The organism is Candidatus Amarolinea dominans, from assembly GCF_016704685.1.
Taxonomy (GTDB): Bacteria; Chloroflexota; Anaerolineae; order SSC4; family Amarolineaceae; genus Amarolinea; species Amarolinea dominans.
The window spans coordinates 19113-34936 of sequence record NZ_JADIZS010000081.1 but is presented as its reverse complement, the minus strand read 5'-3'; the positions used below and the strand labels follow the sequence as shown (position 1 = coordinate 34936).

The following is a 15824-nucleotide window of genomic DNA, read 5'->3' as shown; positions in this document are numbered from 1 at the left end:
GCCATACGGCCGGCGCAGGCCGCAGATGCGGCCGCAATGTCCGCGTTGGTCGAGCAGTTTGCCGCGCAGAACCTGATGCTGCCGCGCAGCGCCGCGCAGATTTTGCGCGCTCTGCCTGATTTCCTGGTGGCGGTTGAGATAACCGTCGGGCCGGATGGCGCGGGCGAGCGGGTGGTGGGCTGCGGTTCACTGGCCGCGCTGGCGGCTGACCTGGCGGAGGTGCGCTCGCTGGCGGTGGACGCCAGCCAGCACGGCAACGGCCTGGGCGGCCTGTTGGTGGGCAAGCTGCTCGATCTGGCGCTGGCGCGCGGTTTTCGCCAGGTCTGCGCGCTGACCCTGCGCCCGCGCTTCTTCGAGCGCTTGGGCTTCGAGGCCGTGGACCGCTGGAGCATCTCGCCCAAGGTGTGGCAGGAGTGCATCTACTGCCCGAAATTCCATCGCTGCGACGAAGTGGCCATGCTGCTGACGTTGCCCGAAATAGCGGCCGCGCCGGTGATCACAGCCCCGGCGGCCCGCAATGGCCTGCTCAAGCGTCTGATCTTGGCGCCGGTCAATGTGAAATTCTTCTGAGCACCGGTTATGCCCCGACGGAAAGGATGAAAGCTATGAAAGCTATGAAAGCCATACTGGCCCTGGAAGATGGAACGATTCTGCACGGTGAGGGCTTCGGCGCCGTCGCCACGGCCGTGGCCGAGGTGGTTTTCAACACGAGCATGACCGGCTACCAGGAGGTGCTGACGGACCCGTCGTACCACGGGCAGATGGTCGTGATGACCGCCTCGCACATCGGCAATGTGGGGGTCAACGCGGAGGATGTCGAATCGAGCCGGCCGTGGGTGCAGGGCTTCATCGTGCGCGAAATCAGCCCGCTGGTATCGAACTGGCGCGCCACCGAATCGCTGCCGGCCTACCTGGCGCGCCACGGCATTCCCGGCATCAGCGAAATTGACACGCGCAGCCTCACCCGTCACCTGCGCACGGCCGGGGTGCTGAAGGGCGCGCTTGCCACCGACGGAACGCCCGCGGCGCGTCTGGTGGAACTGGCGCAGCGTTGGGCCGGGCTGGATGGCCGCGACCTGGTCAAAGAGGTGACCTGCGCTCATCCGCACACCTGGGAAGAAGGCGCCGCGCCGGCCTGGGAGCTTGCCCAGGCGCATGCGGTCGCGGTTGGCGCGCCGCTGGTCGTGGCATACGACTTTGGCAGCAAATGGAACATCCTGCGCCGCCTCACCAGCTACGGCTGCCGCGTGGTGGTGGTTCCGGCTGATACGCCGGCCGACGAGGTGCTGGCGCTGGCGCCGACCGGCATTTTCCTCTCCAACGGGCCGGGCGACCCCGCGGCCGTGACCTATGCGGCAGCGGCGGTCAGGCGCTTCCTGACAACCGACATCCCGCTCTTCGGCATCTGCCTGGGGCACCAGATTCTGGGTTTGGCGTTGGGCGGCCGCACCTACAAGCTCAAGTTCGGGCACCACGGCGGCAATCAGCCGGTCAAGGACCTGGTCAGCGGCCGGGTGCAGATCACCAGTCAGAATCATAACTACGCGGTGGCCCCGGACAGCTTGCCCCCTGAGGTCGAAGTCACGCACTGGAATCTGAACGACGGCACGGTTGAGGGGCTGCGCCTCAAGGATCGTCCCGTTTTTTCGGTGCAGTATCACCCCGAAGCCAGCCCCGGCCCGCACGATGCGGATGAACTGTTCGCCCGCTTCGTGACCGCGCTGGCGCACTAGCGGTGCCCGGCATGTGGCTCTATCTGCTTCAGGGCATCGGTTTCGGGCTGGCCGCCGCGGCGCAGCCCGGGCCGTTCCAGGCCTACCTGCTGTCGCAGACCATGCAAAATGGCTGGCGGCGTACGCTGCCCGCGGCCTTTGCCCCGCTCATCAGCGACGGCCCCATCATCCTGTTGGTGCTCTTGCTGCTCAGCCGCGTCCCGGCCTGGCTGCAGCGCGGCCTCTACCTGGCCGGTGGACTTTTCATCCTCTACCTGGCCTGGGGCGCCTGGCGGGCCTGGCGTTCGTTCGACGCCTCGCGCTGGCAGCGGGTTGGCCCCAGCCAGCGGCAGAGCGTGTGGCACGCCGCCTTGATGAACGCGCTCAACCCCGGCCCGTACATCTACTGGAGCCTCGTCACCGGCCCCATCCTGCTCAGCGGCTGGCAGGAAGCGCCCATCTCAGGTGCTGCCTTCCTGTTCGGATTCTACGCAACCCTGGTTGGCGCGCTGGCGGGAATCACCCTGCTTTTCGGCCTGGCGCGACCGCTCGGCCCGCAAATCAACCGTACCCTTCTCGGCATCTCCGCGCTGGCGCTCTTGGCCTTTGGTTTGCTTCAGGTTTATCGTGGGCTTGGCTGACGTGTACCCCATCTCTGGGGGCCTACGGAAATCACGCGCTCAACGTGCCTTTAGTTGACGGCACCCCCTGCCGCCGCGGGTCGAGTTGGGTGGCTGCGTCGAGGGCGCGGCCAAAGGCCTTGAACAGCGCCTCCACCTGGTGATGATCGTTGCGGCCATAGAGCACGCGGGCGTGCAGGTTCAAGCGGCCGTGAATCGCCACTGATTCGAAGAAATGGGGGATCAGGTCGGTGCCCAGTTGCCCCACCCGCGGCGTGTGCCAGGTTGCGTCTACCACGCAGTAGGGGCGCCCCCCCAGGTCAATCGCCACAAAACCGAGCGCCTCATCCATCGGCACAAAGCTGTGCGCCGTGCGCACCAACCCCTGCCGATCGCCCAGCGCCTGGTCGAGCGCCTTGCCCAGGCAGATGCCAACATCCTCCACCGTGTGATGCTCATCCACCTGCAGATCACCCTGCGCCGTAACCGTCAGATCGAACAGCCCGTGCCCCGCGAAAAGCGCCAGCATGTGATCGAGAAAGCCGACGCCCGTCTGCCCCGCAAAATGACCCTGGCCGTCCACCTCCAATTTCAAGGCAACGTCCGTCTCGTTCGTCCTGCGCTTGATTTCACCTGTCCGCATGAATACCTCCCTTAGGAAGTGCAAAATACAAAGTGTAAAGTGCAAAGCATCGTCGTGCTTCGCGACCTGGCGCTCAAAAGTTAGTGCAAAGTACAAAATACAAAGTGCAAAACATCGAGGCGAACCGTGACTTGGCGTTCACGCCGTCTTGCTGGCGATCCTTCAACGTTCTGTGTTCGGCGTCCTCACGTGCGCCCTGCACTCTGCACTCTGCGCCTTGCACTCTGCGCCTTTGCGCTTTGCCCTCTGCGCTTTGCCCTCTGCGCTTTGCCCTCTGCGCTTTGCCCTCTGCGCTTTGCCCTCTGCGCTTTGCCCTCTGCGCTTTGCCCTCTGCGCTTTGCCCTCTGCGCTTTGCCCTCTGCGCTTTGCCCTCTGCGCTTTGCCCTCTGCGCTTTGCCCTCTGCACTTTGCACTTTGTACTTTCGCGATTACACTACCCCTATGCCATTACCACCACTTTTGATCTTCGACATGGACGGCGTTCTGGTGGACGTCCGTTCTTCCTATCGCGCCGTCGTGATCCAAACCGTGCAATTTTACCTGGGCGACTGCCTGGGCCTGAACTTGCCGCCGGGTCTGGTGACGCCGGCCCTGGTTGAAACCTGCAAGCTGATGGGCGGCTTCAACAACGATTGGGACTTGACCGCCGGCCTCATTGGCTACTTTCTGGCGCAACTGCCGCCGCTGGCCGAGCCGCCTGCACCCCTGCCTGACCTGGACGCCATCCTGGCCCATCTGGCGCAAATCCCGATTCCAGTCAACGCCGCCGCACATCTGCAAGCAGCCGCTGACCGCCTCGATTCCCTGACTGGCCCGGTGCGCCAGGCCGGCGGCGGACTGCCTGGCCTGCGCCAGGTCATGGGCGCCCGCAATCAACACCTGGTGTTCTACGCCGGCGACCTGACGACAACCAACCTCGTCCTGCGCCTGTTCCAGGAAATTTATTTCGGCCCGACGCTGTTCACACACTTTTTTGCGGTCGCGCCCCGTTTCCGACGCACAGCCGGTCTGGTTGAGACGGAAACGCCGCTGGTCAGCCCCGCGACGCTGGCCGCGCTGGCGCGCGATCATCGCCTGGGCATTGCCACCGGCCGTCCGCGTGCCGAAGCCGCCTACGCGCTGCACCGGCTGGGTCTGGCCTCTTTCTTCGAGGTCTGCGTCACGCATGACGATGTGGTTGCGGCCGAGGCGGCCGCCGCGGCCGCCGGCGCGCCCGCTCGCCTGGGCAAACCGTCCCCCTGGCCGCTGCTCGCTGCCAGCGCGCAACTCGATCCCGGCGGTTCCCTGGCGGCCGCTTACCTGGGCGATACGCCGGACGACATGCTGGCCGCACAACGTGCGCGCAAGGAACGCTCTTTCCTCGCCATCGGCATCAGCGTCACGGGTGGCGAGGCCCTGGCCGCCCACCTGCTGGCGGCCGGCGCAGATTTCACCGTGCGCTCGGTGGACGACCTGCGAACCGGCGCGACAATCGTTCCCGTAGGTCCGGCCTCCTGGCCGGACGACGTTGGACGAGAGAAGCAAACTCTGCCGCCGACAGCGCCGTCACCGTAACGCCAGCCTCCGGCTTGCATCGTTGGCGCCATGCGCCGGGACCGTCAAACGCCGGCCAGCGCGGCCAGCAGCGCGTCAGTGTCCGCGGGCCGACCGGCGCTGACGCGGATGCAGTTCTCCAGGCCTGGCTTGGCATAGTGGCGCACCAGCACGCCCGCCTGCGCCAACGCCAGTTTGAGCGCCGTGGCCTCACGACCCTGCACCCGGCACAGCACGAAATTGGCCTGACTGGGGTAGGGCTGCAAGAAGGGGAAGCGCGCCAGTTCCACCTGCAAGCGCTGACGCTCTGCAATCAGCGCGGCGATGGTCGGCGCGAGGTCGGCCCGGTGCGCCAGCGCGGCCAGCCCGGCCACGGTGGCGGCCACATTGACGTTGTAGGGCTGCTTGAATTTCCACAGGTGGCGCAGGATCCAGACCGGAAAAATGCCATAGCCCAGGCGCAGCCCCGCGATGCCGGCCCATTTGCTGAAGGTGCGCAGGACCACCAGGTTGTCATGGCCGGCCACCCATGAGACCGCCGAGTGCTCCAGCCCGGCAAATTCAATGTAGGCCTCATCCAGGATCACAATCAGCGGCAGGCGCAGCAGGCGGCGCAGATCGGCCGGATCAAGCAGGCTGCCGTCCGGGTTGTTGGGGCTGGTCAGGAAGAGCAGTTTGACGCCCTGGCCGGCCGCGGCCTGTTCGATGCCCGCCACATCCAGGCTGAAGTCGGGCCGGCGCCACACCTCCACCACGCGGCCGCTGCTGAGCTGCGCATCGAAACTGTACATGCCGAAGGTGGGCGGGCAGTTGATGATCGCGTCGCCGGGGCGCAGAAAAATGCGGCACAGGTAGTCCAGCAGCTCATCCGCGCCATGCCCAGCCAGGATCATCTCGGCCGGCGCGCCCACATACGCGCTCAGCGCCGCGCGCAGGTGACGCTGCTCCGGATCCGGGTAGATGTGGTAGAACGGAAAGGCCGTCAACGCCTCGCGCACAGCCGGCGCGGGGCCATACGGGTTTTCGTTGGCGTCCAGCTTGACGATCTCCTCGGGCCGGCGGCCCAACTGCTCGCTCAGCACCTCGAAGGGCAGGATGGGCGTGTACTCCTCAAGTCCCGCCACATCGGGCCGCAGCAGGTGCTCGAAGCTGTGCGCAGCCTGGCCAGGGCGCGAGCCGGACGGTTGAGTAATTTCCATGCTTCTCTCCGCGTCACGGCGCCGGCTCAGAACGCAGCCGTTGAATCGTCATCCAGGCGCAGTTCCATCGTGGTGCGCGTGGCGTGCGGCTGGAATCCGTTACGCTCGTACAGCGCACGGGCCTGGGCGTTGTGGTGTTCCACTTCGAGCTGAAGCGCCACGCCGCGATGAAAGCGCGCCCGGTCGCTGATGAAATCGAGCGTTGTGCTGCCCCAGCCCCGCCCGCGGTGCGAAGGCCGCAGATAAAGCTCATCAATCAGGAGGAAGGGGCCGCCCAACTCCACCGTGAAACCCCAGGTCAGGATGGTGTAGCCAACGACGGTCTCGCCGTCCCGAATCAGCCAGACTTCGCCCCAGCGCTCAGGCTCCTCAAGCAGCATCTCGATGGCGCGCTGACGGTCGGCCAGCGGGAAGGCGGTCAAACCATCTTCGGCGAAGAGCGCCTGGTTGAGCGTCAGCAGCAGCGCCGCGTCGGGCGGATCCGCGGGTACGTAATTCGGATAATCCATCATCAGTCTCCCTTCATGCGTTGCCTGGCCGCGGCCGCGTGTGCGCTCAGCCCTTCCGCCTCGGCCAGTATGGCTGCGGCCGCGCTCAGCCGTTGACCGGCCGGCAACGACAGCCCGATCAGGCTGATGCGCTTGACGAAATCGGCCACGCTCAGCGGCGAGGCGAAGCGGGCGGAGCCTTCCGTGGGCATGATGTGGCTAGGCCCGGCCACGTAATCGCCCAGCACTTCGAACGAGCCTTCACCCAGGAAAATGCCGCCCGCGTGGCGCACCTGGCCTACCAGCGCCCATGGATCGGCCACCAGCAGGCAAAGGTGCTCCGGCGCGTACGCGTTCGCCAACTCCACGGCCTGCGCCAGGCTGGCGGTGATGACGATGCCGCCGCGGTCGCTGAGCGATTGCGCGATGATGTCGGCCCGGCTCAGATCTTCGAGTTGGCGACCAATTTCGATCTGCACCTGGCTGGCCAGTTCCACCGACGGGGTCAGCAGGATGGCCGAGGCCAGCACATCATGTTCGGCCTGCGCCAGCAGATCGGCCGCGACCAGCGCAGGGCGCGCGTGGGCGTCGGCAATGACCATCGTCTCCGTGGGACCGGGGATACCGTCAATGCCCACCGCGCCGTAGACCTGGCGCTTGGCCAGGGTGACGAACAGCCCGCCGGGGCCGACGATCTTGTCCACCGCCTTCAGGGTGGCGCCGCCGTAGGCCAGCAGGCCGATGGCCTGCGCGCCGCCCACGGCCCACAGCTCATCCACGCCGGCCAGCGCGGCCGCGGCCAGGATCACGTCGGGCACGCGGCCGCTGGCGCGGTCGGGCGGAGTGACGGCGACGATGCGCGTCACGCCGGCCACGCGCGCGGGCACGGCCGCCATCAACAGCGACGAGGGCAGCGGCGCGGTGCCGCCTGGCACATAGACGCCCACCGCGTCGAGCGGCCGCACGAGTTGGCCCAGGACGCCATCCGCGCCCGCGTCCACCCAGGAATCCATCGGTTGTTTGCGGTGAAAGGCTTCGATCCGTTCTTTTGCCAGTTGCAGCGCCTCGACCAGGGCGGCCGGCAGGCGTGCCAGGGCGGCTTGCTGCTCCGCCCGGCTCACCGTCAACGACGCCAGGGTAACGCCGTCAATGCGCTGCGTCCATTCCAGCGCGGCCGTCTCGCCGCGGCGACGCACATCGCTCAAGACACGGGCCACGGCCGCCGCGGGCGTCAGCTCCTCGCCAAAGCGCCGCCGGATGCCGGCGCGCACGACATCGGGCACTTCCTGGTCATCCCAGGCCGCCCGCCGCAGCACCGTCTGTCGGGCCTGCCCAATGTCGGTAATGATTGGAATGAGTGATCTTGTCATGGTTCCGCTAGGTTTTTCAGTGTTTTGTTTCTTCGTCCAACGGCGGATGCCAGCCGGCAAGTTTCCACTGACGGCGTGCAGGTACAATGAACTCGTTGTTCAGGCGTAGGGCTTCGACAGTTGCACGGCCAGTTGCGCTTGTACCGACAATGTACAGGCCGTCATCGCTCCAGGCAAAATGGTCATGCCATGATTGTGTACGCGGGTTGAAAAGCGCAATGATGGCGCCTGTTGCCGGATCAGCACCGGTTACCTGCGCTCCCTTGTAGCTGTTGCACCAGGCACATGAGAGCCAAAGGTTTGCTTCGTCAGACGTACCGCCTTGAGATTGAGCGATAATATGTTCGATATGCATTTGCGCGCCGCTGAGCAATTGAGAAGTCAGACAATAGCCACAACGATACTTGGCTGTGGACATGACGCGGCGGCGCAGAGTTTTCGGAATATGCGCCATGTTAGATTATTGGTTGACCAATAGCGGGCGCCCGCCGCGCAGACTCAAGAGCGCGTAGGCGCGTGCTTTGCGCAGGGTGTAGCGGCCGTATTCCTGGCGTAATGCATCGAGTTCTGCCTGATTTGCGGGACTCAGCGGGTGCTCAGCCTGTGGAGCAGACAGTTCTTTCAGGCGTGCGGCCTGCTCCATCGGCAGCGATTGATGAGCAATCTGCCACAAGGTCTGATCGCTTAGCCAGGTCATTCGCGCCAATTCGGTTTGTATAGAGACCGGTGCATCATCGGTGTCTGGAAGAGTGACGGCCAGCATCGAAGCCAGAATCTCCTCAACCGGCGCTTGCAACATGGAGGCCGCTTGCGTCGCCCGGCGCATGACGGCGTCTGACAGATGCAGAGTGATAGCATGGCGAGTGATAGAATGGGTAGTGATAGATTGAACGGTCATGGTTTCACCTCAACCAGGTTGTTTACCTTATCTCATGAGTGAATTATAGCACCGCATGGCAAATTTCGTGTCAAAGGTCCGTCGGTTGGATCGCGCTGCGCAGGCGTTCGAGCAGGTCGGTCATGCTGGTGGCTTTGAGACGATAGCTGGCGCGGTTGGCGATGAGGCAGGCCTGCGATTCCAGGATGGTGCGCAGTTCCACCAGGCCGTGCGCGCGCAGGGTGTTGCCGGTTTCCACCAGGTCAACGATCAGGTCGGCCAATCCCACCACCGGCGCCAGCTCCACGGACCCGCTCAGGGCGATGATCTCGGCCGAAATGCCGCGCCCCTGGAAATAGGCGCGTGCCAGGTTGGGGTACTTGGTGGCGACGCGTGGATTCGACTCCAGGCGCAGCGGTCGCGAGGGGCGCTCGGCCCAACCGGCCACCACCAGCCGGCAATGACCGAAGGGCAGGCGCAGCGGCTCGTAGACATCGCGGCCGCTCTCAGCCAGCACATCCTCGCCGACCACGCCCAGGTCGGCCACGCCATACTCGACATAAATCGGAACATCGCCTGGCTTGGCCAGCAGGTAGCTGACGCGGCCAGCCGCGCCCGCAATGATCAGGCGCCGGGCCGCATCATCATCGTTCGGATCGGCGGCGTCGCGACCATAGCCGATCTGCGCCAGCAGGGCCAGGGCCTGCTGCTGCATGCGCCCTTTGGGTAGGGCAATGGTCAACTGCCGTGCGTCGAAGGTGGAAGTTGGCAGCGCCATACCCTGGCTGTTGGCACGCGGTCCGTCGCCGATCATCATAGCGCCTCCGGTGGTGCGGCCAAGAAGTCGGCGAGCGCCCAGGCCTGTGCGCTGTTGGCGGTCAGGAGATGGATGCCCTCTTCATGTAGCCAGAGCAGGCGGGGAATGGCGTGCTGCTGCGCCAGCGTGCGCAGCGCATCTTCGCTGCGGCCGAGCACATCCACATCCACGACCTGACCCGCGGCGCGCCGCGCGGCTATCCAGCCTTGCAGTGCGGTCACGTCCGCGGCAGGTGCGACGCCCATCAGCCAATCGGGCGTCAGGGAGTGTGCGGGCGCCTGCTGTTGACGGGCAATGCGCAGCACGCGGTCCACGACCAGGGCGCTGCCAACTGCCGGCAGCGCAGGGCCGAAATGTCCGATCAAGTTGTCATAGCGCCCGCCGCTGCAAATGGCCGCGCCGCTGCCCGGCGCGAAGCCTTCGAAGGTGATGCCGGTGTAGTAGGCCATGCCCCGGATCTCGCCCAGATCCAGGCTGATGTGAGGCGCCAATCCGGCCGCGGCCAGGCGCGCATAGATGGCCTGCAGATGATGAACCGCGGCCGCCATGTCAGTGGTCAGGCAAATTTCCAGGGCTTGGGCGCAGACCCCGGCGCCGCCGGTCAGGCGCGGCAGGGTCTGCAGAGCACGGCGCGCCGGCAAGGTCAGCGGCAGCGTGGGCAGGAGGGCCGCCAGATCACCCTGGCGCTTGCGGTCAATGGCCTCGCTCAGCGTCAGGGTGGCCTCTGGCGTCAGCTTGAGCGCGGCCAACAGGCTGTGATAGAACCCAATGTGGCCGATCGTCAGTTGGAAGTCGGTCAGGCCGGCGGCGCGCAGCGCGGCGATGGTCAGGCTGAGGACTTCGACATCGGCCGCGACCGTGCTGGCGCCGATCAGCTCACAGCCGGCCTGGCTGAACTCACGGCGGCGGCCGGCCTGCGGTTCTTCGTAGCGAAAGACATTGCCGATGTAGAACAGGCGCAGCGGGAGCGGTTCCGCGTACAGCTTGGTGCCGACGGCGCGCGCGGTGGGGATGGTGAGATCAGGGCGCAGGGCCAGGGTCTGGCCGTCCCGATCTACGAAGCGGATCATGGTGTTCGCCAACTGGCTGCCGGCCGGCCCGGCAACGACCTCGGCATATTCGAGCGTCGGTGGAATGATCTCGCTGTAGGCCCAACCGGCGAAGGTTTGGCGCAGCCGCGTTTCCAGGGCGCGCTGGTGTGCGGCATCCTCAAGGAAAAGATCGCCCACTCCGTAGGGTATCTGGCCTGGTATCAACACAGCCTCGCTTTGACAATAAAAAAGACTAGTTCAGCGAACTAGTCTTGAGGACAGGCGCCAGCGGGCGCGGTTACGGCTGAACCTGTCCGGGTTTGCGATGATGATGGTCGTCGCCACGAAAGGTGTACGGTCGTCCAACAGCTACTTGCAAGGTCATCATGAACGGCAGTTTAGCATAGGCCCATCCAAAAGTCAAAGCAATCACAAGCTCAGAGCCGATCCCAATAGCCCGCAGCATTGGGCCGCATGCCAGCCAGGACGCCCGCGAGGGGTCAAGCTATCTTTTTGGGATAGGTTCCCAGATTTCAGCATACTTGACAAACTTCTCCATCCGCAGTATGATCTTGGGCAGGAGCTTGATATGAAAATAGCGGACGATCTCATGATCAACACTTCAACCCCTTTCCTCCGCTCTCCCAATTCACCCATCCTCGCGTCCGGTAGATAATCTCTCAAGATGGATCGTATGCAAATTACCAGATGGTTTTGCTTGGGCTGCCTTCTCTTGTCATTGACGAGTTGTGTTCGTGTGACAGAGAACCCAGCTGAGAAGAGTGTTGACGCCAACACCGATTATCGTACCGACACCACGGGGCTGCGCGATGTGCGCGTGGCTGCCATCGAGTTCGATTCCAAAAAGGCCGTCCTGAACGATGGTCGTCTCGGACTGCTGGTGGTCATCGAAAATCGCGGCGATGCGCCGGAGTATGATGTGCCCGTGCGTGTCATCCTCAGTGATGATGCCGATTCTGTGGTGCTGGATCATACTGAATATGCGTCGGTGATTGCCGGGCGTGAAACGGCCATTATTCGCTTCGAAGGCAACCTGGCTGGCGCGCTCAGATCACGCTATCAATTGCGCGTCGAAGTGGGTTGCGTGGCCGATGAAACGAACACATTGAATAATGTCCGCGTCTACGACGTGGCTGTCAATGAGCCGTAGGTTGTCCCCCCGCTAAACAAGTCTATATTTCCTTGAGGCACGAGGGCACCGACGGGTGGCCGATGTAAATTCGACACCGAGGTGCTCTTTTTGCGCCCGGCCATCACGCAACCCAGGGATTGAAAGTGAATGAGATGGCGCGTTTTGCCGGGAAAACGCGCAAAAGCACGGGACGCACCGTTTTCACGAACCCGAAGGTTGGTCATGCGGCGATTTAGCAGCCATCTCAAAGAGAGTCGCAAGATGCAGAAGGGCCGCACGGTCAGTCAGAGCCGTTTGCTACCTTGTCTGATCAGCCTGCTGGCTTTGCTGTCGGTGGCCGCCGGTCCACCGGTGCAGCGTGATGGCAGTCGTTCGCCGCTGCGGCTGTACCCGCACCAGGTTTCCAGCATACGCCAGGCTGCCCAATGGCCGGTTGTGCAGGCGCAGTCTGCGCTGGTGGCCGACGTGGATACGAACCAGGTGCTGATGGCAAAACAGGCCGATGTGCCACGCCCCATGGCCAGCACGACCAAAATTATGACCGCGCTGTTGGCGTTGGAGCGCGGCGACTTGGATCGCGTGGCAACCGTGCCCGCGGCAGCCCTGACCGTGGGCGGCAGCTCGATGTACCTGCAGGCCGGCGAAACCCTCACGGTCGAAGACCTGCTGTATGGGCTGCTGTTGGTTTCGGCCAATGACGCGGCGGTGACAATTGCCCTGGACATCGCCGGCAGTGAGGATGCGTTCGTTGCGCTGATGAATCGCCGGGCGTCCGAATTGGGACTGACGCAGACTCATTTCATGAATGCGCACGGTCTCGATGCGCCAGGCCATTACGCCAGCGCGCGTGATCTGTACCAGCTCACAGTCAGCGCGCTGCGCTATCCTGTGTTTGCGCGCATCGTCGCCACGGTCAACCACAACGCCGGCGGCTATGCGCTGACCAATATCAACGAGCTGTTGACCCTGGACGCCCATGCGGATGGGGTCAAGACCGGCACGACCGACGAGGCCGGCGAGTGTCTGATCGGGTCGGTGAATCAGGACGGCCATCGCACGATTGTGGTGATTCTGGGCAGCACGCAGCGCTACGCGGATGCCAACGATCTGCTGGCGCATTACCGGTCGTTTTATGGCTGGATGACGTTGAGCGTGCCAGACAGCGCGCTCAACCGGGCACGCGACCGCGCGGGCGAATGGCGTTTCCTGACCACTGGGCCAGCGTCCACGGTTTTCATCCCGCGCTGGCAGCGTCCCTGGGTGCAGCCGCTGCGCGAACGCCTGTCTGATGACAATGATCAGGCGGGCGCTCCGGCCGGCGTGGTTCATTTCCTGCAAGGTGATCAGGACCTGGGCACGCAGCCGCTGCTGTGGGGCGCGTACTGACGAGCGGGAAGTTCGCTGTTGGAGAGCGGGGAGATCGTAGCGGGGGAGATCGTAGGGAGGAGATTGTAATGGAAGAGCGTCTGCAGAAAATCATGGCACATGCGGGGGTTGCCTCACGCCGAGCGTGCGAAGAGATAATCGTGGATGGCCGCGTGAAGGTCAATGGCAAGGTCGTCACCGAACTGGGCACACGGGTGGATCCGGACAAAGATACGGTGCTGCTCGATGGGCACCCGCTGACCGGCTCCGAGGCGTTGCGCTACATCGTGCTCTACAAACCGGCCGGCTATCTTTCGGATACGGAGAGCACCGACGGCCGCCCGTGTCTGGTTGACCTGGTCAAAGTGCCTCAGCGCCTCTATCCGGTGGGGCGCCTCGATTTCGACAGCGAGGGCCTGATGCTGCTGACCAACGATGGCAATCTGGCCCACCGGCTCACCCATCCGCGCTACGAGCATCCGAAAGAATACCTGGTGCTGGTCGAGGGAAAGCCTGGCCCCATTGCCTTGCGCAAGCTGCGTCAGGGCATCGAACTGAGCGGCGGCAAGACCGCACCGGCCGAGGCGGAGATTGTTGATGGCCCGCCGCCTTACTTAGCGCGATCAAGCGATGCCCGCTCACAGCCCACCAGTTGGTTGCGCATGGTGCTGCGCGAAGGGCGCAAGCGCGAAATTCGCCACATGACCGCGGTCGTTGGTCACCCCGTCCTACGCCTGATCCGGGTGGGTCTGGGGCCGCTGCGCCTGGTACACCTCGAAGCCGGCGCGTGGCGTGATGCCACCCTGACCGAACTACGCCACCTGCGCCGCGTGCTGCAAGATAAACCGGCTGCGCACGGCACGCACTTGGCGGTCGTTCCTGGCCGCAGTCAACGCAGCGGTCCCCGTCGCGCACAGCCGGCGCCCCGCCCTGCCCACGGACGCCCGCCCCGCCGCCCGGCGCCGGATCGCACTGACCTCAGCGCGGATGCCGCCGATGCACCGCGGCGTGACGCCAGCGCGGATGCCGCGCGCCCGCCGCGCCACACCGAGGGCGCCGAGGCCGCGGATGCACCGCGCCGTGACGCCAGCGCCCGCCCAGGGCGCCGTGCGGATGCCACCCGCCGGCCGCGCCGTTCAGATACCGCCCGTCCGCCGCAGCGCACCGAGATCGCCGAGGCCGCGGATGCACCCCGCCGTGACGCCAGCGCCCGCCCAGGGCGCCCTGCGAATGCCGCCGCCGTTCAGATACCGCGCGTCCGCCCCGCCGCGCCGAGGGCGCGGATGCCGCGGATGCACCCCGCCGTGACGCCAGCGCCCGCCCAGTTCGCCGCGGCGGCTCAGCCCGCCCACCGCACGCCGACCGCGCCGCGGCCCCTGGTCAAGCGGACAGCCGCGGCCCTGGCCGGCGTGATTCTGGCGGCCGTTCGCCCTATCCGGGTAGCGACAGCCGGCCGCGCCGGGCGCGCCCCTTGTCCGCGGGAGGCCGCATCGCGCGCGTGCGCCGCAAGAGATCAACCTGATGAACGTTGGCGCCCCGCAGCCCTCTGCTGCCCTTCCCGCGACCATTGCCATTGACGGCCCGGCCGCCTCGGGCAAGAGCACCATTGGTCATGCCCTGGCCCAGCGCCTGGGCTATCTCTATTTCGATACCGGCGTGGTCTACCGCGCGGTGACCTGGCTGGCGCTAACCCGCGGGGTGCCTATCAGCGATGAGGTCGCCGTCGCGCAGTTGGCCCTGACGGTGCCTATTGATGTGGTCGCGCCGGCAGATGCATGCGATGGCCGACTGGCTACGGTCCTGGCCGGGGGCGAAGATGTCACCTGGGCCGTGCGCCAGCCGCAGGTGGACGCCAATGTCTCGGTGGTCTCTGCGTATCCGCGTGTGCGCGATGCCCTGAAGATGCATCAGCGGCGCATCGGCCATGCCGGCCGCGTGGTCATGGTGGGCCGTGACATCGGCACAGTCATCATGCCGGACGCTGATCTGAAAATCTACCTGGACGCGTCCCCAGCGGAGCGGGCACGACGCCGCTGTGAAGAAGGCCGTGAGCGCGGCCTGCCGGTGAGCTACGAGGAGATTCTGGCCGCGATGCGCCGGCGCGACGCCTTCGACAGCGGACGCCGCACGGCCCCGCTGCGCGCCGCGCCAGACGCCCAGGTTGTGGACTCGACTGATCTGTCGGCGCCCGAAGTCCTGCAGCAGATCATGGGCCTGATTGTCGCCTGGCAGGAGGCGAGGGACTGATGCCGCAGGAAGCTGCCGCGTTGCCGGCCATGACTTGGAGCCGGCGCCTGCAACGGCGCTTCTTGATTCTCCTCGCGCGCCTGGCCGCCTTCTTCTTGCTGCGCTTGACGGTGCGCGGGCAGGAGAATTTGCCCAGCAGCGGGCCGCTGATCGTGGTAATCAATCATTTTGGTTGGATCGAGCCGGCGCTGGCGCCGGTCTTTCTGCCTTACGACGTGGAATTCCTGGCCGCACACAACATGTTCGAGCATCCGTGGGTGGGCTGGATTGTGCGCGGCTACGCGGGCATCCCCGTACATCGTGGGGAGGTGGACCGCAAGGCGCTGCGCATGGCAGCGGCCGTGCTGGCAAAGGGCGGCGTGCTGGCGATTTTTCCCGAAGGCGGGGTGCAGAGCCGCAGCTTTCGCTCCGCGCTGATCCGGCCGCGTCCGGGCACGGCGTTCCTGGCTGCGCAGCAGGCCGTGCCCATTCTGCCGATGGCCTTCTCCGGCAGCGGTCAGGAGGTCTTCGGCTGCTGGAAGCGCCTGCGCCGCGCGCCCGTCACGCTGACCATCGGCCGGCCCTTTGGCCCGTTGACGATCACCGGCCACGGCGCGGCCCGGCGCCAGGCCCTGGACGACGCCAGCGACCTCATCATGGAACACCTGGCCGCTCTGCTCCCGCCCAACGAGCGGGGGCCGTTTCCGTGTTGATCCGTGTTGATCCGTATCCCTTGAAAGAAGAATGCGAGCATTTTTTGCCAAGAATTTCACGAATTGGTTGCTATCAT

Annotated in this window: 17 protein-coding genes; 9 read left to right on the top strand and 8 right to left on the bottom strand. The window is 65.2% G+C overall.

Annotation, left to right across the window (positions count from 1 at the left end):
* Window positions 1-36 precede the first annotated feature (36 nt).
* The 3 genes from IPF85_RS27540 to IPF85_RS27530 are packed head-to-tail and all read left to right on the top strand — an operon-like array spanning window position 37 to window position 2353.
* On the top strand, window positions 37-570 hold the full coding sequence (locus tag IPF85_RS27540; protein WP_343411251.1) for a GNAT family N-acetyltransferase: 534 nt from the start codon (window positions 37-39) through the stop codon (window positions 568-570).
* Between the two features lie 44 nt (window positions 571-614).
* Entirely contained in the window at window positions 615-1733 is a 1119-nt protein-coding gene (gene carA, locus IPF85_RS27535) for a glutamine-hydrolyzing carbamoyl-phosphate synthase small subunit (RefSeq protein ID WP_343411287.1), read from the top strand.
* An 11-nt stretch (window positions 1734-1744) separates the two neighbouring features.
* A complete protein-coding gene (locus IPF85_RS27530; RefSeq protein ID WP_343411250.1) occupies window positions 1745-2353 on the top strand; it encodes a LysE family transporter in 609 nt (202 codons plus the stop codon).
* 31 nt (window positions 2354-2384) lie between these two features.
* Here IPF85_RS27530 and hisB read toward each other — a convergent pair whose 3' ends face one another.
* Window positions 2385-2975: an imidazoleglycerol-phosphate dehydratase HisB gene (gene hisB / locus IPF85_RS27525; RefSeq protein ID WP_343411249.1), complete on the bottom strand. Its 591-nt coding sequence runs from the start codon at window positions 2973-2975 to the stop codon at window positions 2385-2387.
* A gap of 441 nt (window positions 2976-3416) precedes the next feature.
* Here hisB and IPF85_RS27520 point away from each other — a divergent pair, with 441 nt between their 5' ends.
* Window positions 3417-4529, top strand: a complete 1113-nt coding sequence (locus IPF85_RS27520; RefSeq protein ID WP_343411248.1) for an HAD family hydrolase — start codon at window positions 3417-3419, stop codon at window positions 4527-4529.
* A gap of 44 nt (window positions 4530-4573) precedes the next feature.
* On the opposite strand, the gene hisC is transcribed toward IPF85_RS27520, so the two are convergent.
* The 7 genes from hisC to hisZ form a co-directional block, all read right to left on the bottom strand.
* Window positions 4574-5707, bottom strand: a complete 1134-nt coding sequence (gene hisC / locus IPF85_RS27515; RefSeq protein WP_343411247.1) for a histidinol-phosphate transaminase — start codon at window positions 5705-5707, stop codon at window positions 4574-4576.
* A 26-nt stretch (window positions 5708-5733) separates the two neighbouring features.
* Complete coding sequence (locus tag IPF85_RS27510) at window positions 5734-6216, bottom strand: GNAT family N-acetyltransferase (RefSeq protein ID WP_343411246.1); 483 nt, start codon at window positions 6214-6216, stop codon at window positions 5734-5736.
* Window positions 6217-6218: 2 nt separating this feature from the next.
* A complete protein-coding gene (hisD, locus tag IPF85_RS27505) occupies window positions 6219-7565 on the bottom strand; it encodes a histidinol dehydrogenase (protein ID WP_343411245.1) in 1347 nt (448 codons plus the stop codon).
* Between the two features lie 16 nt (window positions 7566-7581).
* Window positions 7582-8019 (bottom strand): HNH endonuclease signature motif containing protein, encoded by a 438-nt coding sequence (locus tag IPF85_RS27500; protein WP_343411244.1) that lies wholly within the window; start codon window positions 8017-8019, stop codon window positions 7582-7584.
* 6 nt (window positions 8020-8025) lie between these two features.
* Window positions 8026-8463: a hypothetical protein gene (locus IPF85_RS27495; RefSeq protein WP_343411243.1), complete on the bottom strand. Its 438-nt coding sequence runs from the start codon at window positions 8461-8463 to the stop codon at window positions 8026-8028.
* Window positions 8464-8533: 70 nt separating this feature from the next.
* On the bottom strand, window positions 8534-9220 hold the full coding sequence (hisG, locus tag IPF85_RS27490; RefSeq protein ID WP_343411286.1) for an ATP phosphoribosyltransferase: 687 nt from the start codon (window positions 9218-9220) through the stop codon (window positions 8534-8536).
* Between the two features lie 35 nt (window positions 9221-9255).
* Entirely contained in the window at window positions 9256-10518 is a 1263-nt protein-coding gene (hisZ, locus tag IPF85_RS27485; protein WP_343411242.1) for an ATP phosphoribosyltransferase regulatory subunit, read from the bottom strand.
* 529 nt (window positions 10519-11047) lie between these two features.
* Between hisZ and IPF85_RS27480 the strand changes: the two genes are divergently transcribed.
* The 5 genes from IPF85_RS27480 to IPF85_RS27460 all read left to right on the top strand — a co-directional run bounded on the left by IPF85_RS27480 (window position 11048) and on the right by IPF85_RS27460 (window position 15747).
* Window positions 11048-11461 carry a hypothetical protein gene (locus tag IPF85_RS27480; protein ID WP_343411241.1) on the top strand — a complete coding sequence of 138 codons (414 nt, stop codon included), beginning with the start codon at window positions 11048-11050 and terminating at the stop codon, window positions 11459-11461.
* A 204-nt stretch (window positions 11462-11665) separates the two neighbouring features.
* Window positions 11666-12829, top strand: a complete 1164-nt coding sequence (locus IPF85_RS27475) for a D-alanyl-D-alanine carboxypeptidase family protein (RefSeq protein ID WP_343411240.1) — start codon at window positions 11666-11668, stop codon at window positions 12827-12829.
* Between the two features lie 68 nt (window positions 12830-12897).
* Window positions 12898-14385 (top strand): pseudouridine synthase, encoded by a 1488-nt coding sequence (locus tag IPF85_RS27470; protein ID WP_343411239.1) that lies wholly within the window; start codon window positions 12898-12900, stop codon window positions 14383-14385.
* Window positions 14330-15055: a (d)CMP kinase gene (gene cmk / locus IPF85_RS27465; protein WP_343411238.1), complete on the top strand. Its 726-nt coding sequence runs from the start codon at window positions 14330-14332 to the stop codon at window positions 15053-15055. Before IPF85_RS27470 ends, cmk begins: the two co-directional genes overlap by 56 nt.
* Window positions 15055-15747: a lysophospholipid acyltransferase family protein gene (locus IPF85_RS27460; RefSeq protein ID WP_343411237.1), complete on the top strand. Its 693-nt coding sequence runs from the start codon at window positions 15055-15057 to the stop codon at window positions 15745-15747. Before cmk ends, IPF85_RS27460 begins: the two co-directional genes overlap by 1 nt.
* Window positions 15748-15824 lie beyond the last annotated feature (77 nt).